Annotated in this window: 17 protein-coding genes; 15 read left to right on the top strand and 2 right to left on the bottom strand. The window is 62.4% G+C overall.

Annotated features, from left to right (window positions below; all coding sequences use genetic code 11):
- Positions 1-43: 43 nt before the first annotated feature.
- The gene (gene cphA / locus AB2N08_RS11145; RefSeq protein WP_367610717.1) at positions 44-2,617 is read right to left on the bottom strand and encodes a cyanophycin synthetase; all 2,574 of its coding nucleotides are present in this window, start codon (positions 2,615-2,617) and stop codon (positions 44-46) included.
- A gap of 87 nt (positions 2,618-2,704) precedes the next feature.
- Positions 2,705-4,882, bottom strand: coding sequence for a cyanophycin synthetase (locus tag AB2N08_RS11150; protein ID WP_367610718.1), 2,178 nt, complete (start codon positions 4,880-4,882; stop codon positions 2,705-2,707).
- A gap of 257 nt (positions 4,883-5,139) precedes the next feature.
- On the opposite strand from AB2N08_RS11150, the gene AB2N08_RS11155 reads away from it, so the two are divergent.
- The 15 genes from AB2N08_RS11155 to AB2N08_RS11225 all read left to right on the top strand — a co-directional run bounded on the left by AB2N08_RS11155 (position 5,140) and on the right by AB2N08_RS11225 (position 24,830).
- Positions 5,140-7,419, top strand: coding sequence for a cyanophycin metabolism-associated ABC transporter (locus AB2N08_RS11155; RefSeq protein ID WP_367610719.1), 2,280 nt, complete (start codon positions 5,140-5,142; stop codon positions 7,417-7,419).
- The gene (locus AB2N08_RS11160) at positions 7,416-7,898 is read left to right on the top strand and encodes a cyanophycin metabolism-associated DUF1854 family protein (protein WP_370662412.1); all 483 of its coding nucleotides are present in this window, start codon (positions 7,416-7,418) and stop codon (positions 7,896-7,898) included. The genes AB2N08_RS11155 and AB2N08_RS11160 overlap by 4 nt, the downstream gene beginning before the upstream one ends.
- A gap of 12 nt (positions 7,899-7,910) precedes the next feature.
- Positions 7,911-8,087: a PIN domain-containing protein gene (locus tag AB2N08_RS11165; protein ID WP_367610720.1), complete on the top strand. Its 177-nt coding sequence runs from the start codon at positions 7,911-7,913 to the stop codon at positions 8,085-8,087.
- A 12-nt stretch (positions 8,088-8,099) separates the two neighbouring features.
- Positions 8,100-8,993: a PIN domain-containing protein gene (locus AB2N08_RS11170; RefSeq protein WP_367610721.1), complete on the top strand. Its 894-nt coding sequence runs from the start codon at positions 8,100-8,102 to the stop codon at positions 8,991-8,993.
- A gap of 144 nt (positions 8,994-9,137) precedes the next feature.
- A complete protein-coding gene (locus tag AB2N08_RS11175) occupies positions 9,138-9,674 on the top strand; it encodes a pyridoxamine 5'-phosphate oxidase family protein (protein ID WP_367610722.1) in 537 nt (178 codons plus the stop codon).
- Between the two features lie 19 nt (positions 9,675-9,693).
- Positions 9,694-10,941 (top strand): glycosyltransferase, encoded by a 1,248-nt coding sequence (locus AB2N08_RS11180; protein ID WP_367610723.1) that lies wholly within the window; start codon positions 9,694-9,696, stop codon positions 10,939-10,941.
- A gap of 108 nt (positions 10,942-11,049) precedes the next feature.
- The gene (locus AB2N08_RS11185; protein ID WP_367610724.1) at positions 11,050-11,358 is read left to right on the top strand and encodes a type II toxin-antitoxin system TacA family antitoxin; all 309 of its coding nucleotides are present in this window, start codon (positions 11,050-11,052) and stop codon (positions 11,356-11,358) included.
- A 73-nt stretch (positions 11,359-11,431) separates the two neighbouring features.
- On the top strand, positions 11,432-13,966 hold the full coding sequence (locus tag AB2N08_RS11190) for an excinuclease ABC subunit A (protein WP_367610725.1): 2,535 nt from the start codon (positions 11,432-11,434) through the stop codon (positions 13,964-13,966).
- Between the two features lie 164 nt (positions 13,967-14,130).
- Complete coding sequence (locus AB2N08_RS11195; protein WP_367610726.1) at positions 14,131-17,640, top strand: response regulator; 3,510 nt, start codon at positions 14,131-14,133, stop codon at positions 17,638-17,640.
- 35 nt (positions 17,641-17,675) lie between these two features.
- Positions 17,676-18,467, top strand: coding sequence for a CheR family methyltransferase (locus AB2N08_RS11200; RefSeq protein WP_367610905.1), 792 nt, complete (start codon positions 17,676-17,678; stop codon positions 18,465-18,467).
- Positions 18,464-19,069, top strand: coding sequence for a chemotaxis protein CheB (locus AB2N08_RS11205; protein WP_367610727.1), 606 nt, complete (start codon positions 18,464-18,466; stop codon positions 19,067-19,069). The genes AB2N08_RS11200 and AB2N08_RS11205 overlap by 4 nt, the downstream gene beginning before the upstream one ends.
- A complete protein-coding gene (locus AB2N08_RS11210) occupies positions 19,066-20,268 on the top strand; it encodes a hybrid sensor histidine kinase/response regulator (RefSeq protein WP_367610728.1) in 1,203 nt (400 codons plus the stop codon). The genes AB2N08_RS11205 and AB2N08_RS11210 overlap by 4 nt, the downstream gene beginning before the upstream one ends.
- Positions 20,269-20,416: 148 nt before the next feature.
- Entirely contained in the window at positions 20,417-20,980 is a 564-nt protein-coding gene (gene ahpC / locus AB2N08_RS11215; RefSeq protein WP_258835175.1) for an alkyl hydroperoxide reductase subunit C, read from the top strand.
- Positions 20,981-21,082: 102 nt separating this feature from the next.
- Positions 21,083-22,651, top strand: coding sequence for an alkyl hydroperoxide reductase subunit F (gene ahpF, locus AB2N08_RS11220; RefSeq protein ID WP_367610729.1), 1,569 nt, complete (start codon positions 21,083-21,085; stop codon positions 22,649-22,651).
- A gap of 472 nt (positions 22,652-23,123) precedes the next feature.
- On the top strand, positions 23,124-24,830 hold the full coding sequence (locus tag AB2N08_RS11225) for a RecQ family ATP-dependent DNA helicase (RefSeq protein ID WP_367610730.1): 1,707 nt from the start codon (positions 23,124-23,126) through the stop codon (positions 24,828-24,830).
- The last annotated feature ends 4 nt before the right edge of the window (positions 24,831-24,834 follow it).

Here is a 24,834-nt window from a genome sequence, read left to right on the forward strand (position 1 = left end):
AACGCATTGCCAGTCACTTCCCGCCCGCCATCACAGAGAGATATCAGGCCGCTTCCTTGACGCGCGCCGTGATATGCGCCAGCGCCTCATCGACCTGGTCGATCAGGATCAGGCACAAGTCGCCCTGTTCGAGCCGCGACAGCGCGCGATCGATCGCCACGAATTCGCCATTGATTTCTTCGACATGGCCAGTGCGCGTCGCATTGCTCAAGCCCGCGCGCAGCAGCGCGATGACTTCACCATCGGCGCGCCCGCGCTGGCACTGGTCCTGGTACAGCAGCACGTCGTCGAACGCTGCGCCCAGGATTTCGGTCTGCTGCGTGATGTCCTGGTCGCGCCGGTCGCCGGCGCCGCTGATCACCACCGAGCGGCGCCTGGCCGGCATGCTCTCGACGGCGTTGACCAGCGCCGCGATGGCATCCGGATTGTGGCCGTAGTCGGCGATCACGGTCGCGCCGCGATAATCGAATACATTGAAGCGTCCCGGCGCATTGTCGCTTTCGCCGACAAAGGTTTTCAGGCCCAGTCGAATCGCATCCCACGCCGTGCCCACGCCCCACGCGGCGGCGACCGACGCCATCACGTTCTCGACCTGGAAGCCCACCACGCCACCGCGCGTGATCGGCACAGCCTTCAAGTCGATGCGTTCGACGATCGAACCCTGCGCCGCCACCAGATAGCCTTCTTCGACGAACACGACACGGCGGCCCTGGGCGCGGTGCATCGCCATGACCGGGTTGCCCACGTCCTGCGCGAAGAAGGTCACTTCGCCGCGCGTCTTTTCGGCCATCGCCGCCACGGTCGGATCGGCGGCATTCAGCACCGCCATGCCGCCCACGGCCACGTTCTGCACGATCACGCGTTTGAGTACCGCCAGGTCTTCGAGCGTGGTGATGTAGTTCAGGCCCAGGTGGTCGCCCGAGCCGATATTGGTCACCACCGCGACCTGGCACTTGTCGTAGGCCAGGCCTTCGCGCAGCAAGCCGCCGCGCGCGGTTTCGAATACCGCCGCGTCGACGTCCGGATGCAGCAGCACGTTGCGCGCGCTGCGCGGGCCGCTGCAGTCGCCGCTGTCGATGCGCCGGCCTTCGATGTAGACGCCATCGGTATTGGTCATGCCGGTGCGCAGGCCCGAGGCGGTGAGTAGGTGCGCGATCAGGCGCACGGTGGTTGTCTTGCCGTTGGTGCCGGTGACGGCCACGATCGGGATGCGGCCGTCGTCGCCATCCTTGAACAGCGTGTCGACAATGGCTTCGCCAATCGGGCGCGCCTTGCCGAACGACGGCGCCAGGTGCATGCGCAGGCCCGGTGCGGCGTTGACTTCGACGATGCCGCCGTTCTGGGCTTCGATGGGCTTCAACACGCTGTCGCACACCAGGTCGACGCCGCAGATATCCAGGCCGATCATGTGGGCGGCAGCGACCGCGCGCGCCGCGACTTCAGGGTGCACATCATCGGTGACGTCGGTCGCCGAGCCACCGGTCGAGAGGTTCGCGTTATTGCGCAAGACCACGCGCTCGCCGATGGCGGGCACTGATTCCGGGGTCAAGCCGTGCTGGGCCAGCGTGCCGATGGCGATGTCGTCGAAGCGGATCTTGGTCAGCGCCGAACCGTGGCCATCGCCCCGGCGCGGGTCGAGGTTGACCTGTTCGACCAGTTCGCGCACGCTGTGCTGGCCGTCGCCCACCACGTGTGGCGGCTCGCGGCGCGCGGCGGCCACGAGCTTGTCGCCCACCACCAGCAGGCGGTAATCGTGGCCCGGCAGGTAGCGTTCGACCAGGATATCGTCGCGGAATTCGCTGGCCGCCTTGTAGCCGGCATCGAGTTGTTCGCGCGTGGTGACGTTGACCGTCACGCCCTTGCCCTGGTTGCCGTCCTTTGGCTTGATCACCACCGGCAGGCCGATCTCCATGGCGGCCGCCCACGCGTCATCGGGGTCGGTCACGCCGCGGCCCTGCGGCACCGGCACGCCGGCCGCGTCGAGCAGCTTCTTGGTCAGCTCTTTATCTTGTGCGATCGATTCGGCAATCGCGCCGGTGGCGTCGATCTCGGCGGCCTGAATGCGGCGCTGGCGGCTGCCCCAGCCGAACATCACCATGCTGCCTTCGGTCATGCGCCGGAACGGGATGTTGCGGGCCACGGCGGCCTGCACGATCGCGCCGGTCGATGGGCCCAGGCGCACGTCTTCGTCCGTCGCGCGCAGTTGCGCCAATGCTTCCTGCACGTCGAACGGGGTGTCGTTGCGGGCCGAGTCAATCAGCTGCTGCGCGAGTTCCAGCGCCTGGCGGCCGACGTCTTCTTCGCTGTATTCGACGACCACCTGGTAGATGCCGGTTTCGAGCGTGGCCGTAGTGCGGCTGAAGGTGACCGGGCAGCCGGCTTCGGCCTGCAGGTGCAGCGCGACCAGTTCAAGCACGTGCGCCAGCGGGATCGTTTCGTAGTGGCCGAACGGCTGCAGGCCGCCGATCTGCGGGAACCGCACGCGCAGGCGCGATTCGAAACCGGCCAGTTCGCCGATCGACTGTTCCTGCGGCGTGCACGTCACGATCGCCTCGACCGAGGTGTGGTGGCTCCAGAGATTGGGGCCACGCAGGGCCCGTACGCGAGATACTTCCATAAACCGTCATTCCTTTCGCGGGCCGCGCATCCGGCGCACATGCGCGGGAGCGGGCGCCAGGCCCGGCGCTTTGCCGGGCAGTGTCATTCAATGGGTTGCTTGTTTCGGCGTGGCGTCAAAGGCGCGCAAGCCGCCGCACAGCAGGTCGCTCGGCACGCCGAGGGCCCACGCTGCAGCGACTGCCGCCAGCACGTTTTCGGGGTACTTCACGGTGGACGGCTTCATGGTGTCCAGCGTGTTCAGCGGCGTCTCGACGTCGCCTTCGGCCAGCATGATGCGCCCGTCGCGCGCGAACACGATGCGCTGCCCGCTCGCGCGGTGCGCCGCCATCACGGCATTGTGTTCGTCGAAGGCGTAGAAGATCACGCCGCCGTCGCACAGTTCGGCCAACGCTGCTACCTGTGCGTTGGCGGCGTTGAGCACGGCCACGCCGTCAGGCAGGATCACGTCGACCTGCGTGCGGATCACGTTGCGCATCGCGTCTTCGTCGCGGATATAAAATTCTGCGACGTCCGCCATGCCTTCCATGTCGGTGACGACGCCCACCGTGCAGCGGTCGTACGGCAGGCCGTCTTGCAGGATCGAGCGCGCGTTCGATTCGAACACCGCCGTTTGCACGTTGCGGTTGATCAGGATGCGCTGGCCGGCTTCGACGCTTGTGCTGTCGCGGTTCGAGACAACGCGCGCGTTCAGGTACAGGCCTTCGCCGTTGGCCACGCCGACCTCTTTGCCGGTGATGTTGATCAGGCAGCCGATCAGGCGCGTGATCAGGCTGCAACCGAGCGAGCCGGTCACGCCCACCACCGGGATACGCGCCGATTCATCGGGCGCGAACAGGTGCTCGATGATGTCCTTGCCGACGTTGCGCGCGGTGCCGCTGGCTGGTTTCGTGTGGGCCAGGAGGCCCGGGCTGGCGTTGACTTCGATGATCGCGCCGCGCTGCTCAAGCAGCGGGCGGCTGATGTCTTCGCACACCAGGTCGACGCCGGCGATGTCCAGGCCAACCACGCGCGCGGCCAGGGCTGCGGCGTGGGCGACATCAGGGTGCAGCAGGTCGGTGACGTCGTCGGCGACGTTGCCGTTCACCTGGATCAGCACCTTCTGGCCGGCGGGCGGCACCGAGTCGGGCGTGAGGCCCTGGCGCTGCAGTTGCAGCTTGTTTTCGTCACTATTGCGCGGCTCGACGGGGCTGAGCGGAAATTCTTCGCTTTCGCCGCGGCGCGGGTCGATATTGATCTGGCTGTTGCACAGCTCGGCCACGTTCTGGCGGCCATCGCCCGTTACCCACAGCGATTCGCCGCGCGCGACCGCGACCACCTTGCGGCCCACGACCAGCAGGCGGTGCTCGCTGCCCGTGATGAAGCGCTCGACCAGCACCGAGCGGCTTTCGCCTTCTTCGGATGCGATCAGGTAGGCCGCCTTGACTTCGGCTTCGGTGGTGAGATTGAGCGAGACGCCACGGCCGTGATTGGCGTCGACCGGCTTGACGACTACCGGCAGGCCGATATCCTGCGCTTCGTCCCACGCCGCTTCTGCGCTGCGCGCAATCGCCCCTTCGGGCACCGGCACGCCGCACGAGGCGAGCAGGTTCTTGGTCATGTCCTTGTCGCTGGCGATGCCTTCGGCAATCGCGCTGGTGCGGTCGGTCTCGGCGGTCCAGATGCGGCGCTGCGCGGCGCCGTAGCCGAGTTGCACCAGATTGCCGTCGGTCAGGCGGATCGACGGGATGCGGCGGTCGGTGGCGGCGTCGACGATGTGCGCGGTCGATGGGCCCAGACACAGGCGGTCGACCATGTCGGTCAGCGTCGCGACGGCGGCGGGCAGGTCGAATGGCTCGTCGTTAATGGCCGCCATCATCAGGCGATGGGCGATGTCGAGCGCGGCGCGGCCGACGACATTGTCGCGCGTGCGAAACGCCATCTTGTAGATACCATGTTCGCCGGTGGAGCGCGTCTTGCCAAAGCCCGTCTTCATGCCGGCCAGGTTCTGCACTTCGAGCACGACGTGCTCGAGGATGTGGCCGGCCCAGGTGCCTTCGTTCAGGCGCTCGATGAAGCCGCCGTGGTAGCCGACGCCGCAGTGGTGCTCGATCAGACCCGGCAGCCAGGTGGTCAGGCGCGTCGTGAACCCGGGAAGCAGGTTCGAGGGATAGTCTTCCAGCTCGCCGATGTCGAGCCAGGCCTCGAGCACCGGACGGTAGGTCCAGATGTTCGGTCCTGCCAGATAAGTGATGCGCAGGAATTTGATGTCGTTCTTTTTCGTCATGTAAATACTTTGTTCGCCTGGCGCTACTCCCACACCGGCGACTTATCCTTGTATGCCTGAGGTGTCACTACGTTAGCGAAACCTCGCCAATCGCAGCGCACATCACGCGCTGATCTGATTCTGTTGCTGCTCTTACTTAGCCGCAATATTTTCGCCAAAACACGTTCCGTGTCATCCAAACGCTGTCCAAAAACGTTCTAGCGCTCTATGGAGCGATCCACCCTTACCGAACCTATGCCTGTTACCAGGCGCACTACATGACAACACAACAACTCGCTAATCCGTCGTCACTGGCTGTCGCTACCAGTTCCTTGCCTGACAGCTGGCAAAATGACGTCGCGAAACAGCTTGCATCAGGGGAAAACGTTTTAAGCAGCGTGGAGGTTGACCTCGATGCGAAATTACATTTCTCAAAAGGATTAGTTATTGTCACCGACCAGCGCTTGCTGGCGCGCGCCCCGGGCGAGACGGCGTGGCACGACTGGCCTTACCGCGAAGGCCTGGCGCTGCGGCACCACGACCACGCTGGTGTCGGCCATCTCGAGCTGACCGATGCCCATGGCCTGCTGGCCAGCTGGCGCTTTACGCTGGGCCAGAACCTGCACGCGGTGCGCGTGGCCGATGCATTCCTCGACCAGATCGAGAGCGCGCTGACCGGCGTCGCCGTCCAGCCGCCCGAGCAGCACACTTGTCCAAGTTGCAAGGCGCCGCTCGAAGCCGACCAGGAAGATTGCCCGATCTGCGAGAAGGTGCTGCACACGCCGCCGTCGACCTGGACGCTGTTTCGCCTGTGGCGCTTCGCCAAGCCGTATCAGGGGCAATTGCTGCTGGGCTTCCTGCTGATGCTGGGCTCGACTGGCGCGCACATGATCCCGCCGTACCTGACGATGCCGCTGATGGACAATGTCCTGATCCCGTACCAGAACGGGCAACAGATCGATACGACCCTCGTGTATATGTATATGGGCGGTCTGCTCGCCTCGGCGGTGCTGGCCTGGGCGCTCGGCTGGGCCAAGACCTATGTGCTGGCGCTGGCGTCCGAGCGCATTGGCGCCGACCTGCGCTCGACCACCTATGAACACCTGATGCGCCTGTCGCTCGAATTTTTCGGCGGCAAGCGTACGGGCGACCTGATGGCGCGCATCGGCAGCGGCTCGGACCGCATCTGCGTGTTCCTGTCGCTGCACCTGCTCGACTTCCTGTCCGACGTCCTGATGATCATCATGACGGGCGTGATCCTGTTTACGATCAACCCGTGGCTGGCGCTGGTGACCCTGGCGCCATTGCCGTTCATCGCCTGGATGATTCACCTGGTGCGCGACAAGCTGCGTACCGGCTTTGAAAAGATCGACCGCGTGTGGGGCGAAGTGACCAATGTGCTGGCCGATACGATTCCAGGCATCCGTGTGGTGAAGGCATTTGCGCAAGAAAAGCGCGAGGCGGCGCGCTTCCGCGAAGCCAACCGGCATAACCTGAACGTGAACGATAAGCTCAACCGCGTTTGGTCGCTGTTCTCGCCAAGCGTGTCGTTCCTGACCGAACTGGGCCTGCTCGTGATCTGGTGCTTCGGTATCTGGCAAGTCTCGCGCGGCGACATCACGGTCGGTACGCTGACTGCCTTCATCGCCTACAGCGGGCGCTTCTATGTGCGGCTCGATTCGATGAGCCGCATCGTGTCGGTCACGCAAAAGTCGGCCTCGGCCGCCAAGCGTATCTTCGACATTCTCGATCACGTCTCGAGCGTGCCGGATCCGGCCAACCCGATCAAGGTCGCCAAGGTCGAAGGCAATATCGAGCTGCGCGAGGTTGGTTTCCGTTACGGCAATCGCGCCGTGAACCGCGGCATTTCGCTCAATATCAAGGCTGGCGAGATGGTGGGCCTGGTCGGCCACAGCGGCTCGGGCAAGAGCACGCTGGTCAACCTGATCTGCCGCTTCTATGATGTGTCGGAAGGCGCGATTCTGCTCGACGGCAAGGATATCCGCTCGTTTGCGGTGGCCGATTACCGCCGCAATATCGGCCTCGTGCTGCAAGAGCCGTTCCTGTTCTTTGGCACCATTGCCGAGAATATCGCCTACGGCAAGCCGGACGCGTCGCGCGAAGAGATCATCGCGTCGGCGCGCGCTGCGCATGCGCATGAGTTCATCCTGCGCCTGCCGCAGGGTTACGATTCGATGGTCGGCGAGCGGGGCCAGGGCCTGTCGGGCGGCGAGCGCCAGCGCATTTCGATTGCGCGCGCACTGTTGATCGATCCGCCGATCCTGATCATGGATGAGGCAACGTCGTCGGTGGACTCCGAGACCGAGAAAGAAATCCAGAAGGCGCTCGACAATCTGGTGCAGGGCCGCACGACCATTGCCATCGCCCACCGCCTGTCGACGCTGCACCGCGCCGACCGCCTGGTCGTGCTCGACCGTGGCGTGGTGGTGGAAGAGGGCAGCCACGATGACCTGATGGCGCGCGAAGGCGCCTACCACCGCCTGTACGAAGCGCAAGCGCGCAACGTGGACCAGGACCTGGACGACAAGGACGCATGATGAGTACCGTATCGACAACCCCATTCCAGTTGCGCCGCAACAGCTTCGGCAAGCTGGTGATCACGCTCGAGAATGGCGAAGAGTATGTGGGCGTCACGCCCGTGCGCGCGTTTCCGATCCAGGCGCCGACCAAGGGCATATCACTCGTGCGCGACGGCGGCAAAGAGGTCGCCTGGATCGACGACCTGGCCACGATGCCCGAGGATATCCGCACCCTGGTCAGCGATGAGATTGGCGGGCGCGAGTTCATCCCGGAAATCATCGCGATCAAGGACGTGTCGAGCTTTGCCACGCCCTGCACCTGGTATGTGACGACCGACCGGGGCGAGACCGAATTCGTGCTCAAGCTCGACGAAGATATTCGCCGCATCGGCGAAGCGTCGCTGCTGGTGGCCGACAGCCACGGCATCAACTTCCTGGTGCGCGACATGTTCAAGATCGACAAGCACAGCCGCAAGATCCTGGACCGGTTTCTTTAAAATTTAATCATCATGAACATTTTCTTGGACACCAATGTATTTTATAACGATTGGTTTTTAAATAACGCGAATTTTCGTTACCTTTTCCACTACCTTAGCAACGAAGATGGAAACTTATTGGTTTCTAAACTGGTCTGTCAAGAGGCTGAAAATATCCGATTACGTGAGTATGAAAAGCTGTGTATTTAAATTGACAAGCAAATGGGACAGGTAAAAAAATTAACAAACATTGGGTCGCCTATACCTATTCCTGTTTGTTCAAATTATAATTTGATAGGAATTTTGCGTGATCGATGCGAAAGTGTTATCGAAATTGGATATGATAAAGTCCCGAATGAATATGTGGTGCAGAAAGCGCTAAAGTTGAAAAAACCCTTTTCTGATGGTGAAAAAGGTTTTCGTGATGCGTTGATTTGGTTGTCTTTTCTGATGCATGTGAAGGATCATTCAGTTGAAGGTGATGTAGCTTTCATTACTAATAATAAAAATGATTTTTTTGCAAATGGAGCGGATGGATTGCAACTTCATCCTGATCTTATTGATGATATTAATTTTTTTGGTGTTTCGGTTAAAATTCGCCCTTACGAAACATTATTCAAATTTATTCAAGACTTTGTTGATAAATCGGATCATGCAATCGATAGGAATAAAACGCGCTATGACGCTGATGAATTTTTAGAGGAAAATGCAGTTAAGTATATCGAGAGTGTGCATCCTTCGCAGTACCGGCAAGAGATCATTAAAGCCGGCTTGCCATCGATTATTGCTAACGAAATAGTCTCTGTTGAAGCTGATATTATGGAGGGTGTTGAGGACTGTGACTTGCTGGACTATGAAGTTCTGGGGAAGGACGAAGTGTTTCTAGCGTTCGCTTTTGATCTAAGAATTTTAGTTTTAAAGTTCCATTTTTCGACAACAGTTTATCTGGCAAATAAGCAAATATTTGACGCGGAATTAATTAATTTCGAAAATGAAGGTGATTCTACTTCAGCTGAGCTATGCATTCGCGCATATTTCCATATTAGTTGCATCTACAGTCCCCGTACAGAAGATTATGAGAGGTTTACAGTCGCAGGATTACGTTTTCGGATTTAGTCGTATATTTTATGATTAATGTTTTCTTCAAATATTGAAAGGGTTGGTATTTTTTATCGAGGGGCGTTATCTGTGTGTCACCTAACAAAGGTTTAAACGTTTTTTTGCTAACTTAGGTTAATCTATTCAAAATTGGAGAACACCATGGATTCGATCAACCGCAACCAACCCGAAGAAAACCGCCGCGATCTGGCAGGCGCTGATGCCATCGAGCGCATCAAGGACATCATCGACGATGCCGAGACGGGCTTCTTCATCACCGGCGGCGGCACCGGCGCGAGCCGCGGCGTGCGGCCGATGAGCGTGCGCGAGACCGACGACAATGGCGCCATCTGGTACCTGGGCGCGATCGACAGCCACACCGCCCAGGAACTGCAGGCCAATCCGACCGTCAAACTATTCTTCCAGGCTGGCGAAAACGCCGGCTTCCTTGAACTGGACGGCCACGCCGAAGTGTCGCAAGACAAGGCCCGCATCAAGCAGCTGTGGGAGCCGCTGCTGAAGACCTGGTTCACCGAGGGCGAGGACGACCCGCGCATCATCGTGATCAAGGTGACCCCGACGTCCGGTTATTATTGGGATAACAAGCACGGCGGCATTGTGGCCGGCGCGAAGATGGCCATTGGCGCCGTCATCGGCAAGACGCTGGACGATTCCATCGAAGGCACCTTGACCTTCTAACCCAACGGAGCGCGGGCCGATGCATGTCATTCTGGTGACGATGGGCTCGGCCGGCGACCTGTTTCCGTTCCTGTGGATCGGGCGGGCTTTGAGAGCGCGCGGCCACCGCGTCGACTTTCTCGGCCCCGAGCAGCATGCCCTGTACGTCGATGCGGCCGGCCTGACCTTTCACGGCTTGCCGGCCGACCCGGCCGTGCTCGACCATCCCGACCTGTGGCATCCCACGCGCGGCCTGGCCGTGGTGTGGGAGGCGACGCGCCCGGCGATGGCGCAACTGCCGTCCGTGGTGGCGGCGCTCGATACCGGCAAGGACACCGTGCTTCTGGTGCATCCGCTGGCCTTGCCCGAGGCCGACCTGTGCCGTCTCGACCGGCCCGGCCTGAAGGTCGCGGCCACCTGGCTGGCGCCATCGAATTTACCCACTGTGCACGATCCGCTATTGCTCGGCCCGTGGCCGGTGCCCACCTGGGTGCCCCATGGCGTGCGGCGCTGGCTGTGGCGATCGCTCGCCGCGCGCTTCATCGATCCGGTCGCCTTGCCCGGCCTGAATGCAGCGCGTGAAGCACGTGGCTTGCCCCGCGTGCGCAGCCTGATCGATTACATCCGCACCGTGCCCGACCTGTCGCTGGCACTGTTTCCCGCATGGTTCGCGGGTCCGGTTCCCGACTGGCCGCAGCCGCTGCATCAGTCGGGCTTCCCTTTATACGACCCCGATCCCGATGCAGCGCCAGGCCCCGCGCTGCGGGCGTTTCTCGATGCCGGCGCGCCGCCCGTGGTGTTCACGCCAGGTACTGGCAACCGCCAGGCGGGGCGCTATTTCGAGGCAGCGACCCAAGCCGTCACGCAACTCGGTCTGCGCGCGATCTTTCTCACGCCGCACCGCGAGCAGTTGCCGGGCTCGCTCCCATCCACGATCTGCTGGCAGGACTACGTGCCACTGAAGGCCTTGCTGCCGCACGTCGCGGCGCTGGTGCACCATGGCGGCATCGGGACGACGGCCGAAGCGCTGCGCGCCGGCACGCCGCAACTGGTGGTGCCGCTGGCGCATGATCAGTTCGATAACGCAGCGAGGGTGGTGGCGCTGGGGGCGGGTGCGAGCTTGCATGCCAGGCGCGTGACGCCGCAACGTATGGGCGAGGCGTTAAGTAGCATCGTTGGCACCTCTGCGCTGGCACGGCGGTGCGCTGAAATCGCATCATTCAGCAGGAGGGGTGGCGAAGCAAACGACATCTGTCACCAGCTGGAGACGCTGGTTCAACGTGATTAAGGTTGTACCTCGCGCAGTTCAGGCGCTAGCTGCAATGGCGCAGCGGGGGTGATAGAGTGGGGGTGTCTTCGTGTGAACGAGTATTCGACGTCAGAGGGAATCCATACCATGAATCCTGTCTTGAAAAAAACGCGACTCAGTGTAAGGTTTAGCGGCGCCGTTGGGCAAAAACTCAGGACTGCAGCGATGTTGTCAGGCACGACGTTGAATGACTTTATTGTGCAAGCAGCTTTTCAAAAAGCTCGGCAAGTCATGGATCGTGAGAGCCATTTCTTCATGACGCATACGGATGCCGTCATGCTGCTTGAGCTGCTCGATGCTCCGCCTAAGCCAAATGCAGCGCGAAAAAGAGCTTACGGACGCTTTATGGAAGCCAAGTACGGTTCGCCAGGTCGCGCGCCTGAAGAAACCGGATAACTGTTGACAACCGCACCGACGCCATCCGTCCACGAGCGTTCAATGTCTGATCGCTATTGATGTCGGAGGGCAGATGCCCAGCAAGAAAACCACCCCAGCCAACGCTGCCGAAGACGGCTTCGTCCACGTCCGCGGCGCCCGCGAACACAATCTCAAAAACGTCAGCCTCGACATCCCGCGCGGGCAACTGGTGGTGTTCACCGGCGTCTCGGGCTCGGGCAAGTCGTCGCTCGCTTTCGGCACCCTGTACGCCGAAGCCCAGCGCCGCTACCTCGAATCGGTCTCGCCCTACGCGCGCCGCCTGTTTCACCAGATGCCCGTGCCCGAAGTCGACGCCATCGAAGGCTTGCCGCCGGCCGTCGCCCTGCAGCAGCAGCGCGGCACGCCCACCGCCCGTTCGTCGGTCGGCAGCGTCAGCACCTTGTCGAACTCCCTGCGCATGCTGTATTCGCGCGCCGGCGACTATCCAGAAGGCCAGGAACTGCTGTACGCCGAGTCGTTTTCGCCCAACACGCCGCAGGGCGCCTGCCCGCGCTGCTCGGGAATGGGGCGCGTGTTCGAGGTGACCGAGCAGTCGATGGTGCCCGACGACAGCCTCACGATCCGCGAGCGCGCCATTGCTGCCTGGCCGCCGGCCTGGCACGGCCAGAACCTGCGCGATATCCTCGTCACCCTTGGCTACGACGTCGATACGCCATGGCGCGACCTGCCCAGGAAAGACCGCGACTGGATCCTGTATACCGACGAGAGCCCGAGCGTGCCGGTCTACGCGGGCCTCACGCCCAAGGAAACCCGCGCGGCCCTGAGGCGCAAGGACACGCCCAGCTACCAGGGCACGTTCACCGGCGTGCGCCGCTACGTGATGCAGACCTTTGCCAATACCGAGAGCGCGTCGATGAAAAAGCGCGTGGCGCGCTATATGGTCAGCACCGCGTGTCCGGAATGCGACGGCAAGCGCCTGCGCCGCGAATCGCTGTCGGTAACGTTTGCCGGCCTCGACATCGCCGAGCTGTCACGCCTGCCGCTGGCACGCCTGGCCGAGCTGCTGGCGCCGTACGCGCAGCAGAAAGACAAGGTGGGAAAAGGCCTGCACGCCGAACAGCTGATCGTCCGCCGTCGCATTGCCGACGACCTGGCCGCGCGCATCGAGGTGCTGCTGGCGCTGGGCCTTGGCTACCTGGCGCTCGATCGCAGCACGCCGAGCCTCTCCCCCGGCGAACTGCAGCGCCTGCGCCTGGCCACGCAAGTGCGTTCCAGCCTGTTCGGCGTGGTCTATGTGCTCGATGAACCGTCGGCCGGCCTGCATCCGGCCGATACCGAAGCCTTGCTCGACGCGCTGGCGCAACTGAAGGCCGCCGGCAATTCGCTGTTTGTCGTCGAGCACGCGCTGGACGTGATCCGCCAGGCTGACTGGATCGTCGACGTCGGCCCGCTGGCCGGCGAACGCGGTGGCCAGGTGCTGTACAGCGGCGCGCCGGATGGCCTGCGTGACGTGGCAGCATCGCAAACCCGGCGCTACCTCTTCAATGAGGCGGCGCTGGCGTCGCGCACGCCGCGCGAACCCACCGGCTGGCTCGAACTCGAGGGCGTACGCCGGAATAATCTGCAGGATCTCGCGATCGCGTTCCCGCTCGGCGTGCTGACGAGCGTGACGGGCGTGTCGGGCTCAGGCAAATCGAGCCTGGTCAGCCAAGTATTGGTGGAACTCGTCAGCGCGGCATTGGGGCAGGGCAGCCCGGTCGTGGAAGAAGCAGCGGACGAACCCGATCTCGAACGTGACGAAGCCTTGCCGCTCGAAGGGCGCATCGTGGCCGGCATGGAAGGCGTGCGGCGGCTGGTGCGGGTTGACCAGAAGCCGATCGGGCGCACACCGCGCTCGAACCTGGCGACCTATACCGGCCTTTTCGACCAGGTGCGCAAGCTGTTCGCGGCCACGCCAGATGCGAAGAAACGCCGCTACGACGCGGGCAGGTTCTCGTTCAACGTCGCCAAGGGCCGCTGCGAACACTGCGCGGGCGAAGGCTTCGTGATGGTCGAACTGCTGTTTTTGCCAAGTGTGTACGCGCCATGCCCGACCTGCGACGGCGCGCGCTACAACGCGCAGACGCTCGAGGTGACTTACCGCGGCAAGAACATCGCCGAGGTGCTGGGCATGACGGTGGGCGAAGCCATCGGCTTCTTCCGGGACGAAGCCCTGGTCGAACGCTCGCTGGAAGTGTTGAACGAGGTGGGCCTGGACTACCTGCGCCTGGGCCAGCCGGCCACCGAGCTGTCGGGCGGCGAGGCGCAGCGGATCAAGCTGGCGTCCGAGCTGCAGCGCGCCACGCGTGGCAACGCGCTGTATGTGCTGGACGAGCCGACCACCGGCCTGCATCCGGTCGACGCCGACCGTCTGATGGTGCAACTCAATCGCCTGGTCGATGCCGGCAACACGGTGATCGTGGTCGAGCACACGATGCGCGTGGTGGCCGGCAGCGATTGGGTGATCGACGTCGGACCGGGCGCCGGCGATCTGGGCGGCAACGTGGTAGTGGCCGGACCACCGGCCGATGTCGCGCGCAACAAGAAAAGCCGCACGGCGCAGTACCTGAAACCGCATCTGGCCTGATGCCGGTAGCGCGTGGAGCGGTGCGCCGTTGATCTATCCATTTTGCTAAGATCGCAAGCGGTCATTGACGGTCGTGCTTGCGCACGACCGTTCGCATCCGATGTGGGCGTGGTGACACATTTGCGTTACACTTAGGATATTTTTTTTCTAACAGAACAACAGGCATGGCCGGTCCAACCATCGAAAACAGCGAGTTTCGCCGCATCCTTTCCCGTAATGTTGCGTTGCCGTTAGGCATGAGCATCATCAGTGCCATCGTGTTCGTCGGGATCATCGCGTACCTGATCAACAACCTGACCTGGGTCGAGCATTCCCAGAAGGTGATCGGCAATGCCCACGAAATTCGCAAGCTGTCGGCCGAGATGGAATCGGGCATGCGCGGCTATCTGCTGGCCGGCGACGAAGAGTTTCTATCGCCCTACCTGCTGTCGGCCCAGCGCATGGATAGCAGCCTTGCTTCGCTTGCAGATCTGGTCAGGGATAACAATGCCCAGCTGGACCGCGTCACGCGCATCTCCCAGGTGCAGAAGCAGTGGGAAAAATTTGCGCAGGACATGATCGCCAAGCGTCGCGCCAACGATGTCACGTATATCGAAGCCGTCAGCAGCGGCCGCGGCAAGCTGCTGAGCGACGAGATGCGGCGCAATTTCGACCTGGTGCTGGCGTCCGAGGCGCGCCTGCTGCAAGAGCGCAGCGATGGCGCGCGCAACGTCACGTTCTGGTCGGTCGCGTCGTTCTTGCTGCTGTCCGCGCTGGTCGGCGGTGGCCTGGCCGCGTTTGGCCGGCGCCAGTTGGTGCACTTGTCGAATACCTATAACGAAGTGCTGGGCCACGAGGCCGAGCACAATGAAAAGCTGCGCCATCAAGAGTGGTTGCGCACCGGCCAGAACGAACTGACCGTGCGCAGCGCCGGCATCCACAACCTGGAGCCGCTGGCCGAGGCCGTGCTGCCGTATGTGGTCAAGTATCTCGACGGCGTCGTGGGCGCGATGTACGTGCGCAGCGAAGATGGCCTCATGCGCCGCATCGGCGCCTATGGGTTCACCCATTCCGACACCGAGCGCGCCGAGATCATCCAGCCCGGCGCCTCGCTGGCCAGCCAGGCCGCGATGGAAAACCGCCTGATGGTGCTCGACGAGCTGCCACCCGGTTACATGAAGGTCGCATCGAGCCTGGGCGAAGCGGCCCCGCGCGCGTTGATCATCGCCCCGTTCTACAACCACGGCAAGGTCAAGGGCGTGTTCGAAATCGCCTTCCTGCGCCCGATCGAGAAGCGCGACCGCGAGTTCCTCGGCTTTATCGCGCAGGCCGTCGGCGCGGCAATGGCGGCGGTGCTGTACCGCCAGCGCCTGCAGGATGCGCTCGAAGAAAGCCAGACCCTCAACGAAGAACTGCAGGTGCAGCAGGAAGAGCTGCGCACCGCCAACGAAGAACTCGAAGAGCAATCGCGCGCGCTGGAAGAATCGCAGTCGGCGCTCGAGAATCAACAGGCCGAGCTGCGTACCACCAACGACCAGCTGGCCGAGCAGGCCCTGAGCCTGGACATGAAGAATTCGGCGCTGCATTCGGCGCAGGAGCAGCTGCAGCAGCGCGCCGTCGAACTGGAAAGCGCCAGCCGCTACAAGTCCGAGTTCCTGGCCAATATGTCGCACGAGCTGCGCACGCCGCTGAACAGCTCGCTGATTCTCGCCAAGCTGCTGTCGGATAACACGCCGGGCAACCTGAGCGACGAGCAGGTGCGCTTCGCCCAGACCATCTACTCGGCCGGTAATGATTTGCTGCACCTCATCAACGATATCCTCGACATCTCGAAGGTCGAAGCGGGCAAGCTCGAACTGGTGCCTGAAGACGTGCCGGTGCGGCGCGTGGTCGAAGGCCTGGCGCGCACGTTCGAGCCGCTGGCGCGCCAGAAGTCGCTCGAGTTCCGCATCAACGTGGCGCCCGACGTGCCGGCGGCGATCAATACCGACCGCCAGCGCATGGAACAGATCCTCAAGAACCTGCTGTCGAACGCCGTCAAGTTCACCGATACGGGCGCGGTGACGCTGACGGTACTCAATACGCTCGATGGCGCCGTCGCCTTCCGCGTGCAGGACAGCGGCATCGGCATCGCGCCCGACCAGCAGGACAAGATTTTCGATGCCTTCCACCAGGCCGACGGCACCACCAGCCGCCGCTTTGGCGGCACGGGCCTGGGCCTGTCGATTTCGCGCGACCTCACGCGCCTGCTCGGCGGCGGCATTTCGGTGTCGAGCGCGCCGAACCAGGGCAGCGTGTTCACCCTGACGCTGCCGCGCGGCTTGCCCGATGCGCCCGAGTCGTCGCTGGCGGCAGCGCCGGTCACGACCGCGCAGCCGCACTACGCGACCGCGCCGGCCTGGCCTGCCCAGTCGGCCGCGCCAGCGTCAGTGCCAACGCCGGCCCCGGCGCCGGTCGTCACCGATCACTACGAAAGCTTCCCGGACGACCGCGACCGCGCCGCCGATGGCCGCCGCAGCGTGCTGGTGGTCGAAGACGAAGCGGCGTTCGCGCGCATCCTGTACGACTTGGCGCGCGAACTCGATTATCGCTGCCTGGTGGCGATGAGCGCCGAAGAAGGCCTGGCGCTGGCGATCAGCCAGCGGCCGGACGCCGTACTGCTCGACGTGCGCCTGCCGGACCGCTCGGGCCTGACCGTGCTGCAGCAACTGAAGGACAACCCGGCCACGCGCCACATCCCGGTGCACATCATCTCGAGCATCGAGAACGGCGGCGAAGCGCTGCACCTGGGCGCCATCGGGTATGCCCTCAAGCCGGCCAGCCGCGAAGAACTGGAAGACGTGTTCCGCAAACTGCAAGAGAAATCGGCGCAGAAGATCAAGCGCGTGCTATTGGTCGAGGATGACGAACGCCAGCGCGAGAGCGTGGTGGCGCTGATCGCCGACGACGACGTGCAGATCGCGGCAGTGGGCACGGCCAGCGAAGCGCTCAAGCTCCTGCGGGCCGAAGTCTTCGATTGCATGATCATCGACCTGAAGCTGCCCGACATGCAGGGCGGCGAGCTGCTCGAGCGCATGTCGCAGGAAGAACTGTGCTCGTTCCCGCCAGTGATCGTCTACACGGGCCGCAACCTGACCCGCGACGAAGAGGCGCAGCTGCTGCGCTACTCGCGCTCGATCATCATCAAGGGCGCGCGTTCGCCCGAGCGCCTGCTGGACGAAGTCACGCTGTTCCTGCACAAGGTAGAGTCCGAGCTCTCGACCGAGCGCCAGAGCATGCTGAAAGCCGTGCGCGGGCGCGACCGCGTGTTCGAAGGCCGCACGATCCTCCTGGTCGACGACGACGTGCGCAATGTGTTCGCGCTCACCGCCGCGCTCGAGCAGCGCGGCGCGAAGGTCGAAGTGGGCCGCAATGGCTTTGAGGCGATTGCGAAACTCGATGAAGTGCCGGGCATCGACCTGGTACTGATGGACATCATGATGCCGGGGATGGACGGCATGGAAGCGACGCGTCGCATCCGCGCCGATGGCCGTTTCGACCGCCTGCCGATCATCGCGATCACCGCCAAGGCGATGAAGGACGACCAGGAACAGTGCCTGGCCGCCGGCGCCAACGATTACCTGGCCAAGCCGATTGACCTGTCCCGCCTGTATTCCCTGTTGCGGGTCTGGATGCCGACCCTGGAGCGCATTTGAGCCAAACGCCGAGCGACTTCGACATCGAGCTGCGGATGCTCGTCGAAGCCGTGTACCTGAAATATAACTACGACTTCCGCGACTACACGGGCGCGTCGCAAAAGCGCCGCGTGCTGGTGGCCATGCGCGAGATGGCGTGCAACACGGTCTCCGAATTGCAGTCGCGCGTGCTGCACGAACCGAACGGCTTTGCCCAGCTGCTGCAATACCTGACGATTCCCGTCACCGAGATGTTCCGCGACCCGGAATACTTCCAGGTCGTGCGCGAGCAGGTGGCGCCGTTCCTCAAGACCTATCCGTCGCTGAAGATCTGGGTGGCCGGCTGCAGCACCGGCGAAGAAGTCTATTCGCTGGCGATCCTGCTGAAAGAAGAAGGGCTGCTCGAGCGCAGCATCATCTACGCCACCGACATCAATCCGAAATCGCTCGAGACGGCGCGGCGTGGCGTGTATCCGATCGACCGCATGCGCCTGTACACCGAGAATTACCAGAAGTCCGGCGGCAAGGCCGCGTTCTCCGACTATTACACGGCGGCCTACGGCGGCGCGCTGTTCGAGCGCAGCCTGATCGAGAACGTGACCTTTGCCGACCACAGCCTGGCCACCGACACCGTGTTCTCCGAGACGCACTTCGTCAGTTGCCGCAATGTGCTGATCTACTTTAACCGTACGCTGCAAGACCGCGTGTTCGGGCTGTTCCACGAATCGCTGTGCCACCGGGGTTTCCTCGGCCTGGGCAGCAAGGAAAGCATCGACTTTTCCAGTTACGCCGAGCGCTTCGAGCCGCTGGCGCGGCGGGAACGGGTGTTTCGCAAGGCCGCGCCATGAGCTTGAACCAGCAAGTAGCGGCGGCGCTGGGCACACGCCGGATCGAGATGGTGCTGATCGGCGGCTCGGCCGGCGGTGTCGATGCGCTGCTGGGCTTGCTACCGGCGCTGCAGCCCGGTTATACCCCCGCTGTCGTGTGCATCCTGCACGTGCCGGGCGACCGCGAAAGCCGGCTGGCCGAATTGTTCGATGCGCGCGTGATGCTGCCGGTACGCGAAGCGCGCGACAAGGAGCCGATCGAGCCGGGTATCGTCTACTTTGCCGGCTCGGGTTACCATCTGTCGGTGGAACAGGATCGCAGCTTTTCGCTCAGCTGCGAAGCGCCTGTCCAGTTTGCCCGACCGTCGATTGACATCCTGATGGAATCGGCCGCCAGCGTGTACGGCCCGGCAATGGCCGGTATACTTTTGACCGGCGCCAACTTTGATGGCGCCGAAGGCATATGCAGCATCCGCGAACACGGCGGACTGACCATTGTCCAGGATCCTGAAGAAGCGCACGCCAGTACGATGCCGAGAGAAGCCATCCGGCGCTGCGCCCCGCATTTGGTGTTGCCGCTGGCCGATATTCGCGCCGCGCTGCCCCTGTTGGAGACCCCATGAGCGCCCAAGAATTAAGCAAAATCCTGATCGTCGACGACTTGCCCGAAAACCTGCAGGCACTCGAGGCGTTGCTGCGTCACGATCAGCGCATCATCCACCAGGCCAGCTCGGGCGACGCCGCGCTGGCCCTGCTGCTCGAGCACGAATTCGCACTGGCCATTCTCGACGTGCAGATGCCGGGCATGAACGGTTTTGAGCTCGCCGAGGTGATGCGTTCGACCTCGCGCACGCGCCACATTCCGATCGTGTTCGTCTCGGCTGCCGGGCGCGAGCTCGATTACGCCTTCAAGGGGTATGAAAACGGCGCGGTCGATTTCCTGTACAAGCCGATCGATCCGGGCGCCGTGCGCAGCAAGGTCGCCGTGTTCGTGGCGCTCGACCAGCAGCGCCGCGAGACGCGGCGCCAGATGCTGGCGCTCGAGCGCAGCCGGCAAGAGCAAGAAACATTGCTGCGCGAGCTGAACCAGACCCAGCAGGAGCTGCAGCGCTCGCTCAAGATGCGCGACGAATTCATGTCGCTCGTCGCGCACGAGCTGCGCACGCCCCTGAACACGCTGTTCCTGGAAACCCAGATGCGCAGCCTGCAGGTCAAGCGCGGCAACGCGGCCGCGTTCGGGCCGCAGCAGATGGAAGCGATGGTCCAGCGCGACGAGCGCCAGATCAAGTCAATGATCCGCCTGATCGACGACATGCTCGACGTCTCGCGCATGCGTAGCGGCAAGCTGTCGATCCGGCCGACCAACGTAGAACTGATGAGCTTGCTGGAGCGGGTCGTCAGCGACCTGTCGCTGCAGGCGGCGACCACGGGCAGTTCGCTGACCTTGCGGCCGCACGATCCGGTCAGCGGTTGCTGGGACGAATTCCGCGTCGAGCAGGTGATCGTGAATCTGCTCACCAATGCGCTGCGTTATGGCGGCGGCCAGCCGGTCGAGGTGAGCGTCGAGCAGATTGGCGAGTGCGTGCAGATCAATGTGCGCGACGGCGGCAAGGGTATCGCGCCGGCCGACCTGGAGCGCATTTTCGAGCCCTACGAGCGGGGCGCCCGCAATGGCGAGCCGAAGGGCTTGGGGCTGGGCCTGTATATCTCGCGCCAGCTGGCCATGTCGCACAGCGGTGAGTTGCGCGTGACCAGCAGCGCCGGGGAAGGCTCGACCTTCAGTCTGGTGCTACCATGCAGCGCCGTGCCTGTCTGCGTTTGACGGCATAGTGGCAGGCGCCGTTGGCAGCGTGCTGGCCGCGCGATAGTCAAAATCAATCAACAGTATCCAATCAATCAATTTCCCAAAAGGCGAGCTGAGCGGTACACTGCTTGTCATACGTTTCATCAACCACAAAACAGGAGCTTACATGTCCCTTATCAATACCCAGATCAAGCCGTTCAAAGCCACCGCATACGCCAATGGCAAATTCATCGACCTGACCGAAGAAAACTTCAAGGGCACCTGGTCGGTGGTGATGTTCTACCCGGCCGACTTCACCTTCGTCTGCCCAACCGAACTGGAAGATCTGGCCTCGTTCCAGCCTGAATTCGAAAAGCTGGGCGTGAACGTCTACGGCGTGTCGACCGACAGCCACTTTGCCCACAAGGCATGGCACGACACCTCGGACGCGATCAAGAAAGTGAACTACCCGCTGATCGGCGACCCGACCGGCACCCTGTCGCGCAATTTCGAAGTCATGATCGAAGAAGAAGGCATGGCGCTGCGCGGTACCTTCGTCATCAATCCAGAAGGCCAGATCAAGGTCATGGAAGTGCACGACAACGGCATCGGCCGCGATGCATCGGAACTGATGCGCAAAGTCAAGGCTGCCCAGTACGTCGCTGCCCACCCAGGCGAAGTCTGCCCGGCCAAGTGGACCGAAGGCGCTGAAACCCTGACCCCGTCGCTGGACCTGGTCGGCAAGATCTGAGTTGTTCCGTAATTAAGTAGCCCCCTGACCGGGCCGCTGCGGCGGCCCGGTGCAATTCTGGACGTACCAATTTTATCTATTCGAGAGTTTAAGGAAAACATCATGCTTGACGCGACCCTCAAGAAACAGTTGCAAGCCTATCTGGAAAAAGTGGTGCAGCCGATCGAGCTGGTTGCATCCTTGGACGATTCGCCGAAAGCGCGTGAAATGGACGAGCTGCTGCGCGAAATCGCAGAGCTGAGCGACAAGATCACCGTGCGCCAGGAAGCCAATGAGCGCACCCCGTCGTTCGCCATCAATCGCGTCGGTACCGATATCGGCGTGCGTTTCGCCGGCATCCCGCTGGGCCACGAATTTACCTCCCTCGTGCTGGCACTGCTGCACGTGGGCGGCCACACCATCAAGCTGGAGCAGGCGGTCATCGACCAGATCGCCGCCCTGGATGGTGATTACGTTTTTGAAACCTACATCTCGCTGTCGTGCCATAACTGCCCGGAAGTCGTGCAGGCACTGAACACGATGTCGGTGATTAACCCGCGCATCAAGGTTGTGACGATCGATGGCGGTGTATTCAAGCAAGAAGTCGAAAGCAAGCAGATCCTGGCCGTGCCGATGATGTTCCTGAATGGCGAGCATTTCGGCCAGGGCCGCACCAGCGTCGAAGAAATCCTGTCGAAAATCGACGTGAACGGCGGCGCGAAGAAAGCCGCTGCATTGAGCGAGAAAGAAGCCTTCGACGTCTTGATCGTCGGCGGCGGTCCTGCCGGCGCGGCTGCGGCAATCTACGCCGCCCGCAAAGGCATTCGTACCGGCGTGCTGGCCGACCGTTTCGGCGGCCAGGTGCTCGATACGCTGGCGATCGAGAACTTCGTGTCGTTGAAAGCAACCGATGGACCGAAGTTCGCCGTCGCACTGGAAGAGCACGTCAAGGATTACGAGGTCGACATCATGAATACCCAGCGCGCCAGCAAGATCGTGCGCGGGCAGTTGATCGAAGTGCACACCGAGAGCGGCGCGGTCTTGAAATCGAAGTCGGTGATCATCGCCACCGGCGCCCGCTGGCGCGAGATCAATGTGCCGGGCGAGAAAGAGTACAAGAACCACGGCGTGGCGTACTGCCCGCACTGCGACGGTCCGCTGTTCAAGGGCAAGCGCGTGTCGGTGATTGGCGGCGGTAACTCGGGCGTGGAAGCGGCGATCGACTTGGCCGGCCTGGTCAAGGAAGTCACGCTGATCGAGTTCGGCAATGAACTGCGGGCCGATGCGGTGCTGCAGCGCAAGCTGACCTCGCTGCCGAACGTGAAGGTGATCAAGTCGGCGCAGACCACCGAGATCCACGGCGACGGCAAGATCGTCAACGGCCTGAGCTACAAGGATCGCAATACTGGTGCGATCCACCGCATCGACCTGGAAGGCGTGTTCGTGCAGATTGGCCTGGTGCCGAATGCCGAGTTCCTGAAGGGTTCGATCGACCTGTCGGCGCACGGCGAAATCGAAGTCGATGCCCGTGGCCAGACCTCGATGCCGGGCGTGTTTGCCGCCGGCGACGTGACGACGGTGCCGTTCAAGCAGATCGTGATTGCGGTGGGCGAGGGTGCGAAAGCATCGCTGGCAGCCTTCGATTACCTGATCCGCCAGCCGGTGGAAGAAGAAGAGCAGAAAGCTGCTTGATGAATTGGAGCGGGCCGAAAGGCCTGCTCACAGTGATAATGAACGCCGTCTTCCCAGTGGAAGATGGCGTTTTTTACTTGGTGAAGCTAAATTTAGTGAAGCAAGAAAACTTAGTGAAGCGAGAACAGCACGGTCGAAGCGAGGGCGCCGGATTCCAGCAAGAACCATGTGGCAGCGCTGGCGAGGGCCAGATGGACGGCAGTCCAGGTCATTGGGTGGCGGCGCATGGAAAATCTCCTGGGTGGTGACAGTGATGTGAGTGTGGATCACATGGTATGTCGCCGTTTGCACCGTGCGCATCGGTAAATACTCCGTCGCATTGTAGGACTAAACCTTGTGAGAAAAATGTGTCGCACAATTGACACGAATCTGAAAGTTTTCAACATGATCGTCCGGAGGTGACGCTCCTACGCCCGCAGTAGGTGGCGTCCTATAGTCGAGTCGGGTGCGGCAACCTACAGTCGATATCACCATGACACGACACGACCCCACCCTGATGCATCGCGGCCTGCTGGCCGTGCGCCGCAACACCATCCAACGCCTTCTCGACGCCGTGTTCGGCATCGCCAAGTTGCGCGACGGCCAGCAACGCGTGATCGACAGTGTCCTCGACGGCAAGGACACGCTGGCGATCATGCCAACCGGTGGCGGTAAATCGCTGTGCTATCAGATCCCGGCCAAGATGCTGGAGGGGATCACGGTTGTCATTTCGCCGTTGATCTCGCTGATGAAAGACCAGCTGGAAAAGCTCGAAGAACTCGGCATCCGCTCGGTCCAGGTCAACAGCAGCCTGAACGCTGAAGAAGAGCATGCGGCCATCGCCGCCATCGAACAGGAGACCTGCGAGATCGTGTTCTGCACGCCGGAACGCATGGTCTCGCCCGAATTCATCGCCGTGCTGCAAAAGGTCACGCTCGACATCGTCGTGATCGACGAGGCGCATTGCATCTCGCAATGGGGCCACGATTTCCGCCCGGCGTATATCGGCCTGGGCGCCGCGATCGAGGCCATCGGCCGCCCGCCGGTGCTGGCGCTCACCGCCACCGCCACCGAAGAAGTCGTTGCCGACATCAGCAAGCAGCTGGACCGCAAGCTCAATGTGATCAATACCGGCGTGTACCGCCCGAACCTGCACTACGCGGTGCAACAGGTCACGAACGTGGCCGAAAAATACCAGGCGGCGCTGCGGCTGGTGCAGGCCTCTGAAGGCGTCGGCATCGTGTACGCCGCCACCGTGAAAGCAGCCGAAGAGATGCTGGCCGTGCTGGAAGAAGCCGGCGAATCGGTCACCATCTATCATGGCAAGCTGCCGGCGGCCGAGCGCAAACTGAACCAGGATTTGTTCATGGACGGCGAGCGCCGCGTGATGGTCGCGACGAATGCGTTCGGCATGGGCATCGACAAGTGCGATACCCGCTTCGTGATCCACCTGCAGATTCCGCCCAACCTCGAATCGTATTACCAGGAATCGGGCCGCGCCGGGCGCGATGGCCTGGACGCCACCTGCACGCTGCTGTACCTGCAGGACGACAAGCGCCTGCAGCAGTTCTTCCTGATGAAGCATTACCCGTGCGCGCAAGAGCTGCAACTGGTGCACGGCGCGGTGCGCGGCCTGGGCGACGCTGGCCCGGTGACATCGGCGCGGCTGGAAGAAGCGCTTGAAGACCTGGCCGAGTCGAGCATCAAGGTGTGCATCAAGCTGCTCAAGGATGCGAAGCTCGTGCGCCAGAACCGCAAGCTCGAATTCATTGCCAGCAGCGCCCAGCCCAGGGCCGGCATTTTCGACAAGCTCGCCGCCGTGTACATCCAGAAGCAGGAGCACGACAAGCAGGCGCTCGAACAGATGGTGGGTTATGCGGTCAGTGGCCTTTGCCGCTGGAAGCTCATCCTCGATTACTTCGACGACAAGGTGGCCGGTTTCGAAAACTGCTGCAAGTGCGACAACTGCCTCAATCCTCCCGCGCTGTTGCTCACCGAGGGCATCGAGATTCGCGACGACGAGTTCGACCATGAGCCGGCCATCGAAGCACCGGCGCCGAAGTTTGCGGTCGGAGCGCGCGCCGCTTCGGCCAAGTATGGCGAGGGCGTGGTCACCGCCGTCGCCGGCGACCAGGTCACACTCGATTTTGCCGATGGAGAAAGCCGGACCTTCATGGTCGACTTCCTCGAGCCGGTGTAAGGGC

This window comes from Massilia aurea (assembly GCF_040790145.1).
Classification (GTDB): domain Bacteria; phylum Pseudomonadota; class Gammaproteobacteria; order Burkholderiales; family Burkholderiaceae_D; genus Telluria; species Telluria aurea_C.